At 59.0% G+C, this 21,483-nt stretch carries 13 protein-coding genes and 1 pseudogene; 9 read left to right on the plus strand and 5 right to left on the minus strand.

Features of this window, described 5'->3' with window-relative positions:
- Positions 1–23: 23 nt before the first annotated feature.
- From JZY06_RS11735 to JZY06_RS11745, 4 genes and pseudogenes are all read left to right on the plus strand, one after another.
- Positions 24–305: a hypothetical protein gene (locus JZY06_RS11735; RefSeq protein WP_207279737.1), complete on the plus strand. Its 282-nt coding sequence runs from the start codon at positions 24–26 to the stop codon at positions 303–305.
- 978 nt (positions 306–1,283) lie between these two features.
- Positions 1,284–2,795, plus strand: a complete 1,512-nt coding sequence (locus tag JZY06_RS11740) for a DUF5129 domain-containing protein (protein WP_207279738.1) — start codon at positions 1,284–1,286, stop codon at positions 2,793–2,795.
- A 666-nt stretch (positions 2,796–3,461) separates the two neighbouring features.
- A pseudogene (locus tag JZY06_RS12660) lies at positions 3,462–3,554 on the plus strand (hypothetical protein); the annotation flags it as partial.
- A 46-nt stretch (positions 3,555–3,600) separates the two neighbouring features.
- Positions 3,601–4,551 (plus strand): AAA family ATPase, encoded by a 951-nt coding sequence (locus tag JZY06_RS11745; protein WP_207279739.1) that lies wholly within the window; start codon positions 3,601–3,603, stop codon positions 4,549–4,551.
- Positions 4,552–5,136: 585 nt separating this feature from the next.
- On the opposite strand, the gene glf is transcribed toward JZY06_RS11745, so the two are convergent.
- Positions 5,137–6,339: a UDP-galactopyranose mutase gene (gene glf, locus JZY06_RS11750; RefSeq protein WP_207279740.1), complete on the minus strand. Its 1,203-nt coding sequence runs from the start codon at positions 6,337–6,339 to the stop codon at positions 5,137–5,139.
- 346 nt (positions 6,340–6,685) lie between these two features.
- Between glf and JZY06_RS12610 the strand changes: the two genes are divergently transcribed.
- On the plus strand, positions 6,686–9,367 hold the full coding sequence (locus tag JZY06_RS12610; protein WP_207279741.1) for an N-acetylmuramoyl-L-alanine amidase: 2,682 nt from the start codon (positions 6,686–6,688) through the stop codon (positions 9,365–9,367).
- 479 nt (positions 9,368–9,846) lie between these two features.
- On the opposite strand, the gene JZY06_RS11760 is transcribed toward JZY06_RS12610, so the two are convergent.
- From JZY06_RS11760 to serS, 3 genes are all read right to left on the minus strand, one after another.
- Positions 9,847–10,731, minus strand: coding sequence for an HAD family hydrolase (locus JZY06_RS11760; RefSeq protein WP_207279742.1), 885 nt, complete (start codon positions 10,729–10,731; stop codon positions 9,847–9,849).
- Between the two features lie 127 nt (positions 10,732–10,858).
- Entirely contained in the window at positions 10,859–11,842 is a 984-nt protein-coding gene (locus JZY06_RS11765) for a lysophospholipid acyltransferase family protein (RefSeq protein ID WP_207279743.1), read from the minus strand.
- A gap of 128 nt (positions 11,843–11,970) precedes the next feature.
- Positions 11,971–13,230 carry a serine--tRNA ligase gene (gene serS / locus JZY06_RS11770; RefSeq protein ID WP_207279744.1) on the minus strand — a complete coding sequence of 420 codons (1,260 nt, stop codon included), beginning with the start codon at positions 13,228–13,230 and terminating at the stop codon, positions 11,971–11,973.
- A gap of 228 nt (positions 13,231–13,458) precedes the next feature.
- Between serS and JZY06_RS11775 the strand changes: the two genes are divergently transcribed.
- From JZY06_RS11775 to JZY06_RS11790, 4 genes are all read left to right on the plus strand, one after another.
- Entirely contained in the window at positions 13,459–14,601 is a 1,143-nt protein-coding gene (locus tag JZY06_RS11775; protein WP_207279778.1) for a septum formation family protein, read from the plus strand.
- Positions 14,602–14,901: 300 nt separating this feature from the next.
- Positions 14,902–15,243 carry a metallopeptidase family protein gene (locus tag JZY06_RS11780; RefSeq protein WP_207279745.1) on the plus strand — a complete coding sequence of 114 codons (342 nt, stop codon included), beginning with the start codon at positions 14,902–14,904 and terminating at the stop codon, positions 15,241–15,243.
- 359 nt (positions 15,244–15,602) lie between these two features.
- Positions 15,603–16,148, plus strand: coding sequence for a hypothetical protein (locus tag JZY06_RS11785; protein ID WP_207279746.1), 546 nt, complete (start codon positions 15,603–15,605; stop codon positions 16,146–16,148).
- A gap of 188 nt (positions 16,149–16,336) precedes the next feature.
- Positions 16,337–17,494, plus strand: a complete 1,158-nt coding sequence (locus tag JZY06_RS11790) for an EcsC family protein (protein ID WP_207279747.1) — start codon at positions 16,337–16,339, stop codon at positions 17,492–17,494.
- 292 nt (positions 17,495–17,786) lie between these two features.
- On the opposite strand, the gene JZY06_RS11795 is transcribed toward JZY06_RS11790, so the two are convergent.
- Positions 17,787–20,558 (minus strand): polysaccharide lyase family 8 super-sandwich domain-containing protein, encoded by a 2,772-nt coding sequence (locus tag JZY06_RS11795; RefSeq protein WP_207279748.1) that lies wholly within the window; start codon positions 20,556–20,558, stop codon positions 17,787–17,789.
- Positions 20,559–21,483: the final 925 nt, after the last annotated feature.

Below are 21,483 nucleotides of genomic sequence, written 5' to 3' on the forward strand. Positions count from 1 at the left end.
TTACTGACTTTTCACAAAACCGTGTGAGTGTTGTTGTTAACCCCAGCAACGGGGATGGGTTGGAATACAGTAAGAAAGAATACAACACCAAACTAATAATGTCAGTATTGGGCAATTTAGGAGTTTCACTGGTTTTTGGCCCTGCAAGAATAATTGCCGTTTTTGTACCAGATAGGCAGCGAACCAACCAGACAGCAGCACCACCCCGCACGACCTTTGGTTTTCCTCAGTTCCTTGGTGAAGTCGACAAGAGTTTACTCACCCCCATCAAACCTGCGGCCAACCTTCTAGGTTTTACCCGCTAGCCAAGACGAGATACCTCACCCACACCGCAGCCACTCTCGACGCGATGCCACTGTCCCAGTTCCACCATGCAGTTGGGTCACGCGCCACATTCCAAGCCACCGAATAGCCCACCCCCATCTTACGACACACGCTAATCACCGATACCGCTGAATAGAATGCAGCAAGGCTATCGGCCCGCTCAACCAACCCCGAACACCTGACACGACAACCCCTTAAGTTTGGACGTTATAACAACCACCCGGAACTCAAGGCTTCAGAGACAAAAGAAAACAGCCCCGTCATGCACGATCTTGCTGATGCATGAGACGAGGGCTGTGTTTATGCCCCCACCCTACCGTTTCTTGCAGACCATCCGCCAAACAATTCCCCCCGTCCATTGAGGAAAAACGAGTTTCCCCATATCAACACCACCCTAAACTACCCCCTTTGTTACATCTCATGAAGGCGTGTAAAGCTGCCCACCGGAGTTGTTGCGACCGTTTCACCCATAGCCATACTGGATTGATGTGTTAGGCAAGTACAAATTTCTGATTCACATCTGACCAACCACAACAAACCAATGTCAACACGGCCACCGACCCGGAAACTAGCCAGTGGACGACTCCTCTGATGACATTCCGGCCTTGAGACGTTTAGCTTGAGTTACGTGCACAGAATCTTCACCAACAATGCTAGCCAGCCGCTGGACTGCATCGTCAAAACGCCGTAGAGGAAATTTCAGGGGCTTTCCGGACAGCACAATGGCTGCCCGCCCCCCAAGTCGTCCTCAGCGGAACAAGACGATGCACCTGTTCGCCGGCAGGGCTGCATCTTCCTACTGCCTGTTCAAAGAAGAATCCACGGCCATGGTCTCCGCGGCCCGTATCAGTCCCGGCACGTGACTTATCCGTCACATGTGGCCCGCGCCACTGTGTTTTCCCTTCCTGAAAAATACAATAGGGGGTATGCGGAATCAAACGTGCAGAAGTATTTCGGCTGTGACGGCTACCGCCGCCATCTTCCTGTTCCTGCTGGCGGTACTGGCCCTGCCCGCAAAAGCGGCCCCCTCCGCATCCGCACCTGCCGGCAAGAAACCGGCTCTTTTAGTCCTGGCACAGGGACAGGATGCGGGCAGCCGGGCAGACGGCAACACCGAATCCGTGGCCGACGGTGCTGAGGTCACTGTTTTTGACAGCTCCGGCAACCTCAGCCCCACCGATATCGCCCGGCTGGACAAAGAGACGAAAGCCATCGATTTCCCGACGGAAGTCACCCGTGTGGCGTATCTGATGTTCAAGGACTACGGCACGAGCCTCAACGACGCGGTCCTCAACTATGCCACGACAACCGACCCGAGCCTGCTCAGCAGCGACGGCACCAGGTTCGCCCCGGGAACGCTTATTCTTGCCATCGGGCTTGACCCGGGATCGGTGGGCGCCTACTCCGGTGCTGATGTGAAAGATGCCCTCAAACTCGATTGGCCGGGACGGGAATTGGGTGTCCACACACCAATCAGAGAAACCGTCAGAGCAACCACGCCCCCTGACTATGCCGCGGCTTTCCTGGCCGGGGCGAAAGCCGCCGCTGACCCGGAACAGGTTGGTGACGAGGTCGCGGAACTGCAGGATGCCGCCAACAAAGACGACATGAAGATGCTGGCGGTGTGTGGTGTTGCCCTGGTGGGTCTTTTGGGTGCCGGGGTTGTCATGGGCAAACGGGACGAGAAGAAAAAGGCGGCCACGGCACGCAACCACCTGGCGGATCTGATCGAGGTCGTCAACCGGGCCGAGGCGGCGGTTTCCGCCGGCGATGTTCTCCTTGAATCACTGTGCCCCCAGCTGGCCACCCTGGATGTGCGCTGCGACTGGGAAGCCGTCAAGGAAGAATTTTCGGCTATCCGCCCACTGGTGGATACGGTCCGCCAGGTGGGTCAGGATGCAGATCAACAACAGCTTGTCCACCACGCCGACACCATCGAGAAAATCCGGACATCCTCCCTGACGATGATCAGGGCGAAGGACAATCTGGAGCTGTTGTCCGGGCTGGGGAGCGGAGACACGGCTGTCCGTACCGCGCAGCTGGATGACATGCACGCGGATGCCCCAGCTGCCGCGCGCACCGCCGGTGACCGTGGTGTGGCCGACCGGTTCACGGAACTGGACAACCGCATTACGGCCCTGCGGAGCACTCCTGATGCACCCGATTTCATCGACCGGTACTGCACACTGGTCGCCGACTACGGAAAAGCCGTGAAACAAACGGCGGAAACCGACGCTGCCGGCCGGGACGACAAGTCTGTCGCTTTCCGGCTTCCGCGGCTGGACGACGAGTGTTGGAGTCCCAATGCCGCCTACGGCTACACCGGCTACATGACCTGGCGGGAGTTCAGGCGGTTGGAACGAGAGCACGCCAACAGGCAGCGGCGGGAACGCCTGGAAAAGTCGGTCCAGCCCGACCGCAGTTTCTCCCGGGACGGCTTTTCCGGTTCGGGTTCTTCGTCGAAACTGTGACCGGCTGACCAGACGTCTACACCCCACGCCGTATCCGGATCCGGGCAAATACAAGACACGCTGCAGCCCCACCGTTTCCTTCCTCCTTCAAGAGGGAAAACGGTGGGGCCGGCGTTTATTTCCCGTGGTGCAGCAGCATGACGCAACGGGGTGCTTCCGGGGAGCGGATACAGGCCCCGGTGGCAGCAGATCATTACCGGCCGACACAACAGCAGGGATGAGATATACGTGCAGCCACCGACAAGCAGATAGGCAACCACTCCAGGCGCATTGATGACAGAGCCGTCGCCCAGTGCTGACCGTTCAGCAGTGAAACCCGGGCTACGACTACCGGGTTTTTCGTCTTCCACCCGATGATGTCCAGCTGGAACCGGCTGGAACAACCAGGCCCACGTGCCCGGCGCTGAAGGAGCATCTATCTCCTCACTCAGTCCCCGTCTGCCATCAGCGGCCCCTATTCCGGCGCGCTCTCCCGCGGTGAATCATCAGCCAACCGACAAGTCCCCGACTACCGGTCTGTATCCATCGGCCGACTGGCAACCGGCAACTTTGGAGGTCATCTTCGGTTTTCGTTTACCTGTTTGTCGGCCCCGCGATGATGGCACTGTTGACGCCCCGGTCCCGATAGTGAAGGTTGCTTCCCATCGCAGGCAGTAGGTTGAGGATATGCCACAGTACCCAATCGAAACCCTGAAGGTCGATGGTTTCGGCCCGTTCGCCAATCTGAGTATCACTACAAGTCCTTCGCTGAACATTGTCGTGGGCGAGAATGCGACCGGAAAATCACTGCTGCTCAAACTTCTGTATGCCACAAGCAGAACCCCTGAGCCACGATCCGACGCTGACCAAGACTGCTCTCGGGTCATCGGTTGCCTCAAGGCTGAACGGGGTGTTCCGGCCGGAACAACTGGGACGACTGGCAAGTCGGGTACAAGGCAGAGGAAAAGTATCGATTTCCGTCGCCTTCGGTGGACTCGATGATCCTTTGTCCTTCACATTCAATTCAGCAGCCCGGTCTGAGGTGAAAATCGGCTCATTCCCCAAAACGAAGCTTGCCGACAACGCTGTGTTCCTGCCCTCGAGGGAGCTTCTTTCTCTCTACCCCGGCCTCGTGTCGTTGTTTGAAACCCGGGAAACCGCGTTCGATGAGACATGGCGGGACACAGCGGTGTACCTCGGAATGAGTGCTCTTCGTGGTCCGCGCAGCGTTGCCGCAAACAACATCCTCGAACCAATCTCCGAAGAAATTGAAGGGAATGTTGTGGAAGAAAACGGGCGGTTTTACGTCCGACTTCCCAATTCCGGTTCGAGAACCGCGAAACTTGAGGCCCCGCTGGTCTCTGAAGGCTACCGGAAACTGGTAATGATCATCAGGCTCGTCTCCAACGGTGTCCTGTTGGAAGGCGGCTATTTGTTCTGGGATGAACCAGAAGCAAACCTCAACCCGAGAACCCAGCGGGCTGCCGCCAAGGCGATCATCAGGCTTGCGGAAAGCGGCACACAGGTATTCGTCGCGTCACACAGTGTGTTCCTTCTGCGGGAAATCGAAATGCTTCTCAATGACGGCCAAGTCCGGAAAGCGATTACTCCCACTTACATCAGCATGCAGCGCGACCGGTCAGAGCAGGAAGACGGCCCCGCCAGCGGAAAGATTCGCGTCACCACCACAACGGATCCCGAAGGGCCGGCATCGATCGTCGCCCACGAGGAAGAAAGCGATCAGGCCATGCGTTATCTCGAAATGGATTTCGCATAAGCAAAAAGAACACACTCCTGACTGATGGGGTTGATCTTCACGTTTCCACCGGGATGGGTCATTTCGAAAATCGACGACTGGCCGGAGCAAAGGCATCTGACAGCACAACCATTTTTGCTGCAAGGCCTGCGATATTGTTGCCATCCACGGTGACGAGCTGTGGCTGATCGAAGCAAAGGACTACACCTACCGCGAGGCGTCCATCCCCGCCGATCTCCATGACACAATCGCCGCAAAAGTCTTTCATTCCCTCGCGGTTTTGGGGGGCACTGCGCTGAGTGAGAACAGCCAAAACCATGAGTTTGCGAGAAAGAGCCTCTCATGCAGGACCGCACGGGTGTGCCTGAACATTGAACTCCCTGATGGCGGCCAATTCCAGAAAGTCCTCTATCCTGTTCTCGCAGAACATAAACGCAGGCTCAAAAAAGCACTGCGCCCATTGAAGATGCCACACCCCACAGTGTCATGTTCGAAACAAAACGGGACAGAAACGACACATTGGACAGTTGATCGCGACCCTAAGACCCGCCACAAGCACTGGGACAGGTAATACGGCGTGAGCAGCAGCAAACCGGTTCCGCACGCCTAGCGCTGTGGCTGTTGGCCGGTCAGCAGCCCGGCGAGTTGATTGTCGAACAGGGTCAGTGCGCTGGCGATGGCCATGTGCATGTCCAGGTACTGGTAGGTGCCCAGCCGCCCGCCGAAGAAGACGTTGTTGTTCTCGCGTTCTTTTTGTGCCAGCTTCCGGTAGGTGAGCAGTTTTTCCCGGTCTTCCGGGGTGTTGATCGGGTAGTAGGGTTCGTCACCGTCGTCGGCGAAGCGCGAGTATTCCTTCATGATGACGGTTTTGTCATCCGGGTAGGTGTCACCGCGTTCGGGGTGGAAGTGCCGGAATTCGTGGATCCGGGTGTAGGGCACATCGGCGTCGTTGTAGTTCATCACCGGTGTTCCCTGGAAGTCGCCGGTATCGAGCACTTCCGTTTCAAAGTCGAGGGTGCGCCATCCCAGGCGCCCGGCACAGTAACCGAAGTATGTGTCCAGCGGCCCGGTATAGACAACAGGTGCTTTCGGTGAGGCGGCCCGGACATCGTCTTTGACCTCGAACCAGTCGGTGTCGGTGACCACATCGATGAGGTCATGGTCGGCCATTTTTTCCAGCCATGCGGCATAGCCGTCGGTGGGAAGCCCCTCGTAGGTGTCGTTGAAATACCGGTTGTTGAAGGTGTAGCGCACCGGCAGGCGGGTGATGTTGCCGGCGGGCAGTTCCCTCGGGTCGGTCTGCCACTGTTTGGCCGTGTAGTCGCGGATGAATGCCTCATACAGCGGCCTGCCGATCAACGAGATCGCTTTTTCCTCGAGGTTTTCCGCTTTATCGGTGTCGATTTCGCTGGCCTGTTCGGCAATGAGCTTTCTCGCCTCATCGGGGCTGTAGTACCTGCCGAAGAATTGGGCGATCAACCCCAGCCCCATGGGGAACTGGTAGGCCTGCCCGTCGTGCATGGCGAACACCCGGTGCTGGTAGCCGGTGAACGTCGTGAACTGGTTGACGTAACTCCACACCTTCTCATTTGAGGTGTGGAACAGGTGCGCCCCGTATGTGTGGACCTCGATGCCTGTTTCGGGTTCGGTTTCCGAGTAGGCGTTGCCGCCCACGTGGGAGCGCCGCTCAATGATCAGCACTTTCTTTCCCAGCTGGCTGGCGACGCGTTCAGCGACGGTCAGACCGAACAGACCTGCTCCGACAACAATCAGGTCATAGGGGGCGCGGTTTCCGGGTGCACAAGTCATGGCCCCCACCCTAGTAGCTGCCCGCCCGCCGGTGGCCCATCCGGCGGTGATGACGGCCAGTCGCCCACCGCCGGGGGCGGGGGAGACGATATTTCATTCGCGACACGCCGTCAGCCTCATCAATTCACACAAACAACACAAGTAACATAAGCCTCATCCATACCTATGATGGTTTTACACACCGTCCGCCACACCACAGGTGTGGTGCGGCAGAGGACAACCACTAACACCACGCAGTCCATGCCGGTGGGATGCGGCAGCAGAGCGCCCCCAGAAGCTTTTCCCGCGCTCGATGTTGCCGCCATCGACCACCGGCACCGTGCAGCACACATACCAGGGAGATAACGTGCAGCAACGCAAAAAACACAGCGCCTTCAAGCGCCCGGTCACCGCTTGGGTAACCGCCGCCGCGTTGGCGACCACAGCAATTGTCGGGGTCACCGGCAGCCATGAGATGCGGGAGGCGGAAGCCGCCACCCCCATGGAACAGGCTGTCGCACTGGCCACCCAGAACTTCGCCGAGGGTCTCAGCGTGCTTGTGGGGGATCCGGATATTCAGCGCGATCTCGGCGACGGGGCACGGGTGGTCAAGGAATTCACCCGCGATGACACCTTCGACATGTTTGCCCTGACCTGGAAAGGGCCCCGCGATATTGATGCGATGGTCCGTTCACTGCGCGAGGACGGCACATGGACCGACTGGTTTGCCGCTGCACCGATCACCGATCCCGACCGGCCGGACCGGATCAACGGCACGCAGATGATCTACGTGGAGCCGACCACCAAGGTGCAGGTATCGACCAATGGTGTCGATATTGAGCTGCCCCCAGGGGCCACTGATCCGCAGCAGCCGCCGGCAGACCAGCCCGCGGCCCCCGGCCCGCAGCACCCGGCCGAATACACCCGGCCTGTGCCGCCGGAAGCTGTTGACAGCGCTGTCCCGGCCATTGACAACGCCCCGGACAACCAGCCTGCGCCCCCTGCGGTACCGGAACAGCCCGTCGATCAACCGGCGGCGCCGGCACCGGCACCGGCGGAACAACAACCGGCACCTGCTGCCGCGCCTGCCCCGGAACAGGCGGGTGAGACTGCACCGGAACAACCGCAACCGGTGGAAGCGGCACCTGCACCGGCAGCTGTCCCGGCACCCGCACCTGCTGCTCCCGCGCCTGACCAGCCCGCGGCAGAGCACGGCCCCGCCGATCAGCCGGTGGCAGGTGACGGGCAGCCCGTGGATGCACCACCGGCGCAACAACCGGTTGATGCAGCCGCTGTCCCGGCTCCGGCACCTGTCCCGGCTCCGGCACCGGTTCCCGCACCTGCTCCGGCACCGGTTCCCGCACCTGCTGCTGTACAGGGGCCGGTGACTGATCCCAATGGTGTGAGCACTGTTCCCGCTGTGGGTGAAGCAGTGGCCACCATTCCGCTGGGCTTTACCGCCCCGCAGCCTGCCCGTGGCGTGTCTGTGGCCCAGCCGCGTGCCCTGACCGGAAGCAGCATCGAGCGTGTGGTCGATCTGATCAAACCCGTCGATGTCACCGCCGTGTTCGCTTCCGCCGAAGACACCGACACCCCGATGATGGATTTGGCCGGTATCGAAGATGATCTGAAGGGCATTCCGCGGATCATCACCCGCAAGGGCTGGATTCCGGAGGCATCAACCGAGTGCACCACCTTCAACGACAAAGTCTCGGCGATCGCGGTGCAGTCGACCGGCGGGTCAAACGACTACAGCCCGGAGCAGGTTCCGGCGATGCTGAAGTCGATCTACAAGTACCAGACCGGGCAGTTGGGCTGGTGTGATGTGGGATCCAACGCCTTCATCGACAAGTTCGGCCGTATCTTCGAGGGCCGTGCCGGCGGGTTGAACAAAGCCGTCCAGGGCCAGCACACCCCCGGCTTCAACGCCAACACCTGGGGTATTTCCCTCATGGGTGATTTCTCTTCGACCGCCCCGTCAGAAAATGCGGTGACCGCCGCCGGTGAACTGGCCGGCTGGCGGGCGCATGTCGCCGGTTTCAGCCCCAGCGGCACCGACACCCATTTTTCCGAGGGCAACAACAAATACCCGGAGGGAACACCGGTGAACCTGCCGAATGTGTTCGCATCCTCTACTGTGACCGGTCTTCCCGCCACAGAGGTCGCCGGCGATATTCCGGCGATCACCCGCGGGGCACAGACCCGCTATGAGGCGATCAAAGCCGGTGCTTTCGACGCCGAGGCGTCACGGTCGCTGGAGAAATTCCGCGATGAACAGCGCAAGAAGGCAGAGACGAAACGTCTGACGGATTCCCTGCGCACCGACCCTTCCGGGGCAGCGTCACGCTACCTGGGTGGACTGGCCGGCTGGGATGACAATGACGGCTCCTCGACGATGTCGAAAGTCGATCAGAAACTGGCTGATCCGTCCACCCAGACGGTGCTGAAAGTCGCCGGTTCCCTGCTGGCCATTGGTGCCACGGTGGCGGTATCGCGCGGCCTGGTGCCCGATGAGCTGCAACAGGTCGGCAACGCCGAACTGGTCAGCGGGGTAACCGTGAGGGATATTCCGGTGATGGTCACCAAACTGCTGTCGCTGGGCGGTGACACCAAATACTCCCGCACCTGGCAGCGCATCGACGCCACCGTCGGCCCGGCACTGGGCAAGGTTCTCGGCGGGCCGACCACGGCCACACCGGTCAGCGCCCTGAATTCACAGATCACCTATGTGCCCTTCGAACACGGTCTGATTGTCTCCTCCCCGGAGGCCGGAACCCACGGAATCTGGGGTGCGATCGGTGACGCCTGGGCGGCCCACGGTTTCGATACTGTGCTGGGCCTTCCGGTCAACGAGGAATACGCGGTTGACGCCACCACCCTGCGCACCGATTTCCAGAACGGTTTCATCACCTTCGACCGCACAACCGGAACCACCCAGGTTCATCTGCCGGGCGGTGACCAGCTATCCGTCGAACACGTGCTTGCCGCATTGACCGGGCAGACTGATCAGGCCGACACCGTCAACCGGCTTGTCGGCTCCTCGCAGTAGCGGCCGCATCTTTGCCGCATATTCCCGTGTGATCCGGCGGGGCGCACAGTGGACCAACCCGCTGTGCGCATCCCACCGCCATCCCCGCAACGACTTTCCCGCTTCGGCGGGGCCGGGACACGAATTCCTCCCCCACATCAAGCCCCTCACCGCAGTTTTTGCCCTCACCGGCCGGGCTGCCGCAGGCATCATCATCTCCCTGGGATGCCCGGCAGACAAACCGGAAAAGAGCAAAAAGGACTCCGGTGACCGGCGGGGATGTTTTTCTCCCGGCCCCGCCGATTTTTTTCTGCGTGGCGCTTGCCCTGTGTGGCCCCGCCTACCGCTGCACACACCGCGGGTTGCCCTGCGGGGCAGCCGGATCCGCCGCCCGGCTGCAGCCGGGAAACAACAGCACCTGCAACACACAGCCGCACCACCGGCTGACACCGGCCGGGAAGTGCGTGAGCTTTTTTCAGCACAAACCCGGCGGGAAATAATCAGGGACCGGTGGTGGGGCCGAGGATCTCTTCGAGGATGCCTGCCACCCCGTCGTGGGCGTTGTCGGCACAGACGATATCGGCGATGAGTTTGACTTTCTCGTCGGCGTTGCCCATCGCCACCCCGATTCCGGCCCACTGCAGCATCTCGGTGTCGTTGGGCATATCGCCGAAAGCGATAATGCTGCCCCGGGTGATACCGCGCTGGCGGGCCACATCTTCCAGGCCCATCCGTTTGGTGACCCCGGGGGCCGCTATTTCCACCAGCCCGTCGGGGATGGAAAAAGTCATGTGCGCGGTCCCCGCGGGAATGTGGGCCGCCAATGCATCGAAGATGTCCCGGCTGGTGAAATCGACATTGCGCACCAGCAGTTTGACCACCGGTTGGCTGGTCAACTCGTCCAGGCCGACAATATTCGGGGCGACGGTCTCGCCGGGGGCTTTGCCTTCCGGCTGCCAGATGTGGGTGTAGTCGGGGCTGATGAAAAAACTGTCCACGGCAGGGCTTTGCCCGACATCACCGCCGCGTTCCACCGCAAATCCGGTTGTCCCCCGGCCGTGGAACAGGGTGGTGGCCACCTCAACAATGTGGGCGGCAGCATCCGGGGCAAGCCGGTGGCTGGCGGTGATTTCATCCCGGTTCGGATCAATGACCATCGCACCATTGGCACAGATGCACAACGGGGCATAGTCGAGCTGGTCGACCACCGGGGCCAGCCAGCGGGGCGGCCGGCCGGTGGCGATGACAAACCCGCAGTCGGCGGCAATGATCCGGTTGATGGCTTCTTTCAGCCGCGGGGTGACTTTTTCCTGCGGGTTCAAAAATGTGCCGTCCAGATCGCTGGCCACCAGCCTGATGGTTCGGTCACGGTAGTCAAGACTCATGGGGGCCTTCCGGTGGGTGGACCAGGCAGATGACGCCACGGCCACCGCTTTTTTCAACAACAAACGGGCATCCGGCAATCGGTGCGATCATGTCCGGTCCCTGCCGCGGGTGCGCCTGTGACAGTGGTCAGGAGCGGGTGAGGAAAGCTTTGATGCGTTTGAGCGCAACGACGACCCGCCCTTTGAGGCTGTGGCCGGCCGGGGTGAGTTTCTGGATCGCCCACATCGATTTGCGTTCGATTTTTCTTTCCAGGCGGTCGGCTTTTTTCTCTGCCCGTTCACGCTTTTCCGTGGTGTAGAGCTCTTCCGCCTGCCCGGGTGTGGGGGCTGATCCGCCGTGGGATTCCGGAAGCCACCACGGGGAGCCGGCGAACGGACCGAACAGCTCGATATAGCGCTCAACCGCGGCATCGAGCATGGCATCCATGGTTTTTTTCAGCTGCTCGGTATCGGCCTGCGCATCACCGGTGGTGGGGATTGGTTCACCGATCCGGATCAGCACCGGGGTGTGGGTCCGCCCCATCGATACCGGACGGTCTTTGGTCCACTGCCGCTGCTGGCCGAACATGATCACCGGAATCAGTGGCGCCCCGGCGCGGTGGGCAATGCGGGCGGAGCCGGTTTTCAGCTCGTCGCGGATGTCAAACGACCGGGAGATCGTCGATTCGGGGAAAATACCGACAAGCTGACCCGACCGAACGCGGGCCACGGCTTCTTCCAGGGATCCCCGCCCGGCGGCCCGGTCGACACTGATGTGTTTCATCGCCCGCATCATCGACCCTGCCACCGGCACGGAGAATATTTCTTTTTTCGCCATGAACCGCACCAGGCGGCGCCCCCGCAGGTATCCCGCGGTCCCGGCGTAGATGAAGTCCAGGTAGGAGATGTGGTTGACAGCCAGCAGCGCCCCGCCGTGAAGGGGAATATTGTCGACGCCTTCCACGGTGATGGTGGTCGCCTGTGCCCGCATCATGGTGCGGGCCAGGGCAACGACACCTTTGTAGAAGCGTTCACGTGATTCCCGCGGGTGCGGGGGAACTTCCGTGTAACCGGTGGGGACACGGAAGACCCCGGTGGCGGTGAAATCGGTTTCGCGGCTGGCAGGTGTCACTGGTGGTTCCTGGTTCGTAGTGGAAAAAACACAAGGCGGATATGGGGTGCGGTCGACTGCCGGGGCAGCTAGCCCAAGCCCGGTGGTGGCTGTTGCAGGCCTTCAAGGCCATCCGGGCCGGGACAGTCTTACGGCGCCGGGCGCAGCATGTCCGTGCCGACATAGGGCTGAAGTGCCGCGGGCACCGCCACCGAACCATCGGCGGTTTGGTGGTTTTCCAACATCGCGACCAGCCAGCGGGTGGTGGCCAGTGTTCCGTTCAGTGTCGCGCACGCCCGGGTGCGGCCATCCTCATCCCGGTAGCGCACTTTCAGCCGACGGGCCTGGAAGGTGGTGCAGTTGGACGTCGACGTCAACTCCCGGTAGGTGTTTTGGGTCGGAACCCAGGCCTCGGTATCGAATTTACGGGCAGCCGACGACCCCAGATCACCACCGGCGACATCAATGACCCGGTAGGGAAGCCCGCAGGCGGCCAGCATGTCTTTTTCCATGGCAAGCAGCTTCTGGTGCTCGTCTTGGGCGTCTTCCGGCCTGCACCAGGTGAACATCTCGACTTTGTCGAACTGGTGGACCCGCAAAATACCGCGGGTGTCTTTGCCGTAGGAGCCTGCTTCCCGGCGGAAACAGCTCGACCAGCCGGCGTAGCGCAGCGGACCGTCGGACAGATCAATGATCTCGCCCGAGTGGTAGCCGGCCAGCGCCACCTCGGAGGTGCCGACCAGGTACAGGTCGTCTTCTTCCAGGTGGTAGATCTCATCGGCGTGCGCGTCGAGAAAGCCTGTGCCCTGCATGGTTTCCGGGCGCACCAGCACCGGGGGAACCATGAGTGTGAAACCGTGTTCGACGGCTTTTTTCGCCGCCAGATTCAGCATCGCCAGCTGCAGCAGTGCGCCGTTGCCGGTTAAGTAGTAGAACCGGGCACCGGATACTTTCGCGCCCCGCTCGCAGTCGATCAGCCCGAGGGACTCGCCCAGATCCAGGTGGTCTTTGGGTTCGAAATCGAAAGACGGCTTCTCGCCCACTTCTTCCACAACAATAAAATCGTCTTCGCCGCCTGCCGGGGCGCCCTCGACAATATTGCCGATACGCCAGGCCAGACGGTTGACTTCTTCGGAAGCTTCCTCTGCCTCGCGGGCGGCTTGTTTGACCTTTTCTTTCAGCTCATTGGTGCCCTTGAGAAGTTCTTTCCTCTCCTCCGGGGTTGCTTTGCCGATCTTTTTTGTCAGCGCATTCTGCTCCGCTTTCAGGTTCTCTGCCGCGGCAATGCAACTGCGCCGTTTCTCATCGGCGTCAAGCAGCTGGTCAACCAGGCCCGGATCCTCGCCGCGGGTGATCTGCGACTGGCGGGCGGTATCGGGGTCTTCTCTCAAGGCTTTCAGGTCAATCACACCCCACACCTTACCTTCTGGCGGCCGGTGAAAACCCGACGACCCCGCACCACAGCTACCCGTTTTTATCTTTCACCCCCACTGCATCCCATGACAGACAGGCACCTGCACCCAACAGCCTGAAAGCTGCACATCTGTCTCAACTCCGATGGCCCGACCACACCCGGTGCCGGCGGAAGCCGGGTGTGTTGATCGTGCAGGGTGCACTGCGGCATGATGGCTGTTGATATGGGCAACATCAACGACACTTTCCGGTCACAGCCAGCTGTTGTGACGGCGCTGGTCGCAGCCCTGGTGGGCGCCGCAGCCACCGGGGCCTACGACTATGTCAGTATCCGGGCTGTCGAGGAGTCGGTGACACCGGTTGACAACGCTCCCCGCCACCCGGTGGAGCTGGCGGCACCGACGACCAAAAATATTCCGGTTTTCTCCGACGCCCAACCGGGTGACTGTTTGACCTGGGATGTCGGTGCCGATGCAACGGTGAGCAACTTCCACAAAACCGACTGTGCCAAAGACCACCGTTTCGAAGTGTCGTCCCGGGAAAATCTCGCGGCTTTCCCGGCCAGCGAGTTCGGGCCCGAGGCGGAGCCCCCGTCGATTACCCGGCAGGCGCAGCTGAGGGAACAGCTGTGCAAGCAACCGACCATCGATTATCTGAAGGGCACCTGGGATCCGAACGGCCGCTACATCATTGCCCCGATTCTTCCCCAGCCCGCTTTCTGGAAAGCCGGGGACCGCACCATGCTGTGCGGTGTCCAGGCCCCCAATGATCAGGGCATTCCGCAGTTGACGAGAGGCAAAGCCGCGGAACAGGATCAGTCCCGTGCGGCATACCCCGGCCAGTGCATTGCCGTCGACCGGGCCAATGCCACCAAGATTGTCGACTGCCAAGCCGACCATGCCCTGGAAATCACCCAGGTGGTGGATCTGAAACAGCAGTTCCCGGAGACCACCCCCACCGTCGATGAGCAGGACGAGTACCTCAAACCGATCTGCCAGCAGGCCGCCCAGGATTATGTCGGCGGGGATGACAATCTGTACAACTCGACTCTCGAATCATTTTGGACAGTGATCCAGCCCCGCAGCTGGGAGGGTGGTTCCCACACCGCGAAATGCGCACTGATCAAAAGCAGCGAGGACGGCTTCGCAACTCTCAACGGATCAGCCAAAGGGGAATTCACCATCAACGGTGCTCCCCCGCCACCACAGCCACCCCGGCGTCCGCTGCGCAATCCCCCGCCAGAAGATGCAGCAGAGGACAACCAGCCGGCACCCGAGGCACCGGAAGCGCCGGCGCCTCAAGTACCCGCACCGGAGCTGGCTGACAATGAGAACCCGCCACCACCACCGCTGCCCCTTGGCCCTTAAAACACCATCCGAAAAAACGTTGGGGACACAAACACAACCGGCAGCGCTTCACCCACGCAAATCCCCCGGCCACTTCAGTTCCCGCCAGTGGCTGACACAACGATCCTTTACGGAAACCAAACCCCCACGCCTCGGACGGGCTCTTAAAAAGAACCGGGCACAACAGCTTTGAAAGAAAAGCTTGACCGTTCCCGGGTTCGCGTTCAGCGAACCCGGGAACAACACTGTGCATGCACGCCGTTGAAATAAGTGACCACCACAACCCCGGGTATCTGTTGTCCCGTCCCTCAAGGAGCAGCCATGATCGACGTCAGCGACGAACGTTTCGAAGAACTCGTGGATATGGGCCTGGACCGGATACCGAAACACTTCATTGACCGCCTGGACAATGTGGCCATCCTCATCGAGGAATGGTCACCGAAATCGAACACCATCCTCGGTCTCTACCACGGAACCGCACTGCCGGAACGTCTCGCCAACCACACCGGTCTTCCGTCAACGATCACCATTTACAAAGAGGCCTTGAAAAACTACTGCCGCACCGAAGAAGAACTCATCGAGGAAGTGGCCACCACCGTCGGCCATGAGATCGGCCACCATTTCGGCTTGGACGATGAAGAGCTGCACCGCCTGGGGTGGTGATAAAACAACCCCTCCATCCGGCCGGGAGCATAATCCTTCACAGGAAAAGAAAAACAGCCACACCACCGTCAGCCCGTCTGGCCGCCAGGACCACTGCTCCCATGATCCACACTGCAGACACACCCCACACGGACAAGACCGATCCCGCCCACAGGTTCCTTCTTGTGTGGCGTAACCCGGACACCGGCAGATCACAGTGTGTGGGTCATGTAGCAGCGGATGAAGACTCGTGGCAGCTGCACTACACAGCCACTGCGGCAACTCATCCAATTCCTGGTTTCACGGGCCTGCGGCAGTTTCCGAATACCCGAGCCACCTACCACGGGACAGGGCTTTTCCCGTTCATCAAACAGCACACCATGCACCGCGGGAAACTGGACTACGACGAGGCCATCCGGGAGCTGGGGCTTGATCCCTCCACCGCCACGGCCGTCGATGAGATCATCCGTTCCACCGGCCGCAGACTCACCAGCCCGTTTTTCCTGGTGGAACAACCGGTGGAACACCGTGGCCGACTGCGGGGACATTTTCTGCTCAGCGGGGTGGACCGCATCCCCCAGGAAGAGATCCATCTTGAAACAACACCGGTGCGGGTAGGTCGCAGCCTGCACGAGAGGACTCTCACGAGCATCAAACCTCATGACCGCCTGTTCGTGCTGCCTGAAGTCAGAGACGAAAAACAGAGACAACCCTTGCTCGTCTGCGCCAACCACAACGGCACCACAGTCCCGGTTGGCCGCATCCCCGACTATCTTGTGCCACCGTTCCACAATCTCATCGAAAAAACAGGCGACGCGAAGGTCTTCGCCCACCACGTCAACAGCCCCGGCACCGTTTCACACCTGCGGGTGCTGATGCTGCTTGATACACCGGCCCCACCATGCAATCCATTTGAGGGTTTGTAGCGGTCCTTTTTTATGATCCAGTCCGCACCCACACACGATGGACGGCGGTTGGGCGCAATCGATATCCCATAGCCGGTTGATCATCCCCAGCCAGCCAAAATTCCTTGCGTTCCTTGCTTTCCAGATGTACTACCGCATATTCCTGAAAGGGCCTTCACCAGCTGTTTTGACGGTGCTATTCTTCTGTCATGGAGATGCGCTTTGACTGCATGACAGCTTATGAACGAGCCCAGTGGGATTCGATCCAGGAATGGAAGGACCGCAGGTGGAAACAAGCTGCAGATTTCGCTGCCGGAAAGGCGAAAGAAGCAGTCGCTGCCGCTGTGCCGCAGCCGGTGAAACACGCCGCCGCCGCTATCCAGGAAATCGAAGAGCTAGACAAGTTCAATAAGATCGTCAACAAGGCTGCAATTGGGTTCATCACCACCCTGGAAGATGCTGGCCGGGCCACTGCCAGCCAGAAAAAGGTTGTCCGCCGTCTTCACAAGAAAACAGGGGTGGAACTGGAGACACTGTCGGACATCCGGGAAAAGCTCAGTCTTGAACAATTGGTCAGCAACGAGCCAAAAACTCAGTTGGGACTGGGACACAAAGGGGTGGCCGGCGTGGTGGGCGCTGCCGCAGGCGCCGCTACCAGCGCCGGTTTTGCTTTAGCCGCCGCCGGAAATGCGGTTCCCGTGGTAGGGGCAGTTCCCGGTGTCAGTGTTGTGCTGGCAGCGCTTAGTGCGGACTTGAGTCTTCTGATAGCAAACTCTTCGTCAGCGGTCACCAAAATCGCCTACAACTACGGTTACGATCTGAGCCTTCCGGAAGAACAGATGTTCGCCACCGCTGTCATCACCGGGACAACCGCCGGCGAAAAGATCGCCTACGAGGCGGCTATGCACCGATTGATGCTCGATCTGGCACGGAAGAAGAAATGGGACCAGCTCAACAAACACATTTTTGCGAAATTGATTAAATCCCTGTTCAAAGCTATGGGACAGAATTTGGCAAAACATCAATTGGTCAAAGCCATCCCTGTCGCCAATGTTGCAGTGAATGCCGGCTTGGACATGTGGACGCTGCACTCGGCCACAGAAAGAGCCCGCTACTACTACCGCGAGCGTTTCCTCATCGAGCGTTACGGCGTCCGCGATGGCCGTGAAGACATCGAAGAAGCAGACATCATCGCGACAGCTGATGAACTCTTAGACGCCATTAAAAATGACACCACAAATTCTTTGAAAGACGCGGCTGCTGCACCACGAGCGACAACAGGCCAGCCATCTTCAGATACCCCACCTGAATCCAGCACTCAGACCAATGCCCCATCCGGCGCCGAAATAGACGGAACTGCTAGTTAGTAGTCAGGTACAACGACGACTATCCAGCATCCTCAACAAGTACCAGGGATCCGGACCACTGAAGTCCAATTCAATGCATATACAAAAAGTTCGGTCACACCATCGCCCCGAAGAATTTACCAACTCCCTCCTGCGTCGGGAGATGTAGATACTCAGAGTTAAAAAGAAGAACCACCCTCTTTCCGGAAAACGGAGTGCACAGTGACACCCCGGCAGAAGATGTCTGCCGGGGTGTTGGGTTGCCTTCAGTTGAAACTACAAAACTCGTTGCCGAACTGATTGCCCGTAGTGGCTACCTCATCTGGTGAATCAGATTGGGGAACTGGCCCAGGAAGGTCCACAGGACACCGATCAGTAGTGCCAGAGCACCAAATACGCCACCGGCAATGACGGGAAGGTTGCCGCCGGAACTTGTTTTTCCGGAATCAGAGGATTGGGTCACGCTCGCGCTGGTTCCGGGAGATTTTTGTCCATCATCGGTGGGTACTGTTGTCTCTTCGCCATCGGAGGGAATCTCTTCCTCTTTCGGTTTGACGGTAAGAGAAACAGCGACTGCCGAGCCTTTCTTGTTGGCCGTGGGGACTTTTAGCTCATGGGTGGCAGCGTCGTAAGTGACGCCTTCTCCGGTGGCCCAGAGAACGCTGTCCGGCGTGACGATGGTGACGTAATCCTGTTTCTGGCTCGGGTCGGAAATCGTCAACGTGTAGGAATCAGCAGCCGTTTTCTCTGCAACAACCGACAGTCTGGTTGTGGCTTTGAAGCCCTGCGGCAGTTTCGCCCCATCAGGCGCAAACACGTTAGCGGCGAACTTGGAGCCGTCGGTGGTCTCAATCGACTGAACATCGGCGGTATTGGACACGATCTTCACCGGATCAGCATCTTTTTCCTTTGCCAGCGATTCTACGGTAGCCCCGGGTTCAATCGAGTAGGCGTAGGAGGCGTCTTTGGCTTCTGCACCGTGATCGATGGTCACGGTACCGAAGGTGTTGGACACGGTCTCCATATGCTTTTCACGCTGGTTGATGTCATTCCAGGCACCGGTGCGATCCACGCGTTTAAAGCTTGCTTGTGTGCCGTCGAGCATCCGGTACGCGATCGGTGTGGCATCACCGCTCGGCTGGTAGATGACTGTGTCTAAACTATTTTTTCCGCCACCAAGATCAGTGCCGGTTCCGTCGGTGACGCTGTACAGTCCATCCCCGATGATCCGGTTGTCAACCACAGTCTCAATGCTGGCATCCGCACCGTCCGCGTCCTTGTTCCCTGTAGTCGTGCCGGAGATACCGGCGCCGAGGGCAATGATCCTGTCGGGGAACACAAACCAGGACTTGGTCGCCTGCAGATCCATATCCGCAGATTTCTCATTCGGTGTGTTGTCGTTGAGTACCCAATCTGACTTGTCGATGTACTGGCTGATTGCGGACAGGTTGTCTGTGGCTACCCCACCTGTGGCATCCATGTTCTTGCCGGGTCGTTCCCGGTAGCTGGAGTCATCATCCGGCAGCGCCCTGGTGTCGACTGTGGTGCCCGGCAGACGGTACGGATCAACAGTCGGCCAATAGTCCCCGAGGAACTGCATGGAGTCACCGTTGAAGAGGTAGGTCATGCCGTCTGCGAAGTGCCATCCACGAATGTTTTCGTGGGCACCGACCTCATAGGATGAAATTCTGTCGGAGTAAAGACCGAGGCTGAAAACATGGTTTTCTTCCCGGTCTATGAATCGGTCCATCTGCGGGTAAATGTAGGCCCCTTGAGCAGGACGGCTGGTGAGTGTTTCGCCCTGTTCAACAGCTTTTTTGATGGCATTGAGATCAGTGAAGGAACCAGCCTTGCGGTTGAAGCATTCTTTGCTGTTCTCGATCCAGTATTTCGAGGCCGCCAGAATCTCCTTCCGGTCACTTTCCGGCATGGAATCCGCCAGATCAATGAGCCGGAACACCACCGAGTTGCACCATGCATCCGGGCCGGATGCCACTTTCCGGGTCAGTCCCCGCCCTTTCAGTGCAGGGATTCCGATACCACGGTAGATGTTCGGCAAAACCCCATAGGACAGTGAGTGTCCGAAGCTGGTGGCATACTCATCACCGGCCGCATAGTCAGTGCCCGCGGTGACAGACAGGATGCGGGACAATGCCGTGATCAGTGACTCACCGTAGCCACCGGTGTAGGCAAATGATTCATGGTCGACGTAGGAGCCGTCATCACGGAACCCGTTTCCGTCAGTGTTGAGCATGAACGGTTCGATGCCCTTGACAGCCATCGCCACACGATCGGTGTCGTTGCGCAGCAAACCTGTTCCAAGAACAACCACCGCAATGTCCAGACGGTTGCCGCCAGCCGATTCTTTGTCCGAGAACGTCAACGGCCCCCATGTTTCAGTACCGTCGGCTTGCTTCGGTCCCCGTGTGAGCTGCTTCTGCGGCGTTGGATCATATTTGTTGATAATGCCTGTGTAGTGTTCGATTTGCTGCTGGGTGAGCGCGCCTTGAGAATCAAGAAGAAGCAGGATATCGGTGAAACGTTGGGCACCACCGATCTGCCAGGGCCACCAGTTACCGATCATTTGCTCACCGTCATATCCCTTGTCCACCATATGGTCAAGGCCGGCGATCAGTTCTTTTTTGACATCTTCGCGCCCGTACAGGTCAGTACCTGGCGTCGCCCAGGCTTGAGCAATGAAACGCAAACCGTCGAAACCGTCACGGAAATAACGCGACAGATCAGCAGCCCACTTCCCTCCTTCATCGACCTGCAAGTATTCGCGATCCGCGACATCGGATTTGACCATTGTTTCCCACAGCGAATTGCCCTTGTTGTTGATACGGCTGACAAGGGCTTTGGCTTCATCCGAGTCATACTGCCCGGATGAACCGATGATTCCTTCGACCCAGCGTTTTTTCATCAGGTCAATGGCCTGGGCGTTGGTGGTAGTTGCCCCAGAAGTGGTTGTTTCTTGTGCAGCGGCAACAGGCGGAACCGAAAGGGGTGCGATCCCCAGGGCGATGGCCAAGCCAACCGCGGACAATCGTTTACCGGAGCTTTTAAAACGGGATAATTCGGACACGGATCCCCACAATCGTTTGGTTCGGGTTGGGCGGGTGCAATGATCCACAGAGGCCCCACAGTCGGACCCAAAAACAGCCAACGCCAAAGGTGTTATCCAGGACACATTGGAGTGCTTTGTGTACCGCAGATCATGTTGTGCCCCGATACTAGACCGCCATGCCGCATAGAGATACCCCTGCCTTGCAGCCCAACCATATTTTTATCCACCACCTAGGCCAAATACACCCATTAGTTTTGGCTTTTTACTATTTTTGCCAAATGAATAACCAGGACCGGGGGGAGCTGTTCCCACCACATCCTGAGTAAATAATCGATTTTGAGCAGTCGTTTCCCCGCTTTTCCAGCCACACAGAGACACCCCCACACGTGTAGCACATAAACCCCCCTGACCTAGGGTGACGTCAAACACATACTGGGCAATATCTGGCTTCTTTCACACACATGGAAGCAACCAGCGGCATATGAAAAGCTTTCGTCAGCCCCGACAAAAGCCAACAAACGATGTTCATGACAGTGCCCGGTCACGTCTCGGACAAGTCCCCTAATGATGTTGTAACGTTTTTCAGCTCTTTTTGGTGTCTTCGCCGGTGTTGTTGGCGCGATGCTAAGCGGCCCTGGTGTCTTTTTGCGTGTCGATGCCGACGAGGTGTGGACCGTATACCAGGACGTGCCCGGGTCTTGTGCGATGCTGTTGATGCTTGCGTGGCTGCCGGCGAGCTGCTCAAACCCTAGGTGTTCAGTCGTCGGTTAAGCTACGCCACATCTGAGTACCTTCCAGTGGCTGTGCTCAGCCGCGTCGAACCTTGACACCGTGGTTTTGTTTGGGTGTTGATACGCCTGATCACTAAGGCACAAAACTGTCAGTTGTCGGGTGCGATGAGAATCTTCGCCGACTACGACTGTTTCAATACCATCTTCCAGCC

The organism is Corynebacterium mendelii (genome assembly GCF_017307055.1).
GTDB lineage: Bacteria > Actinomycetota > Actinomycetes > Mycobacteriales > Mycobacteriaceae > Corynebacterium > Corynebacterium mendelii.

Excerpts from the sequence above, each read along its gene's own strand:
- JZY06_RS11745 (WP_207279739.1), top strand. The coding sequence starts at position 3,601 with ATGCCACAAGCAGAACCCCTGAGCCACGATCCGACGCTGACCAAGACT.
- glf (WP_207279740.1), bottom strand. The coding sequence starts at position 6,339 with ATGACTTGTGCACCCGGAAACCGCGCCCCCTATGACCTGATTGTTGTC.
- JZY06_RS11760 (WP_207279742.1), bottom strand. The coding sequence starts at position 10,731 with ATGAGTCTTGACTACCGTGACCGAACCATCAGGCTGGTGGCCAGCGAT.
- JZY06_RS11775 (WP_207279778.1), top strand. The coding sequence starts at position 13,459 with ATGGGCAACATCAACGACACTTTCCGGTCACAGCCAGCTGTTGTGACG.
- JZY06_RS11780 (WP_207279745.1), top strand. The coding sequence starts at position 14,902 with ATGATCGACGTCAGCGACGAACGTTTCGAAGAACTCGTGGATATGGGC.
- JZY06_RS11785 (WP_207279746.1), top strand. The coding sequence starts at position 15,603 with ATGCACCGCGGGAAACTGGACTACGACGAGGCCATCCGGGAGCTGGGG.
- JZY06_RS11790 (WP_207279747.1), top strand. The coding sequence starts at position 16,337 with ATGGAGATGCGCTTTGACTGCATGACAGCTTATGAACGAGCCCAGTGG.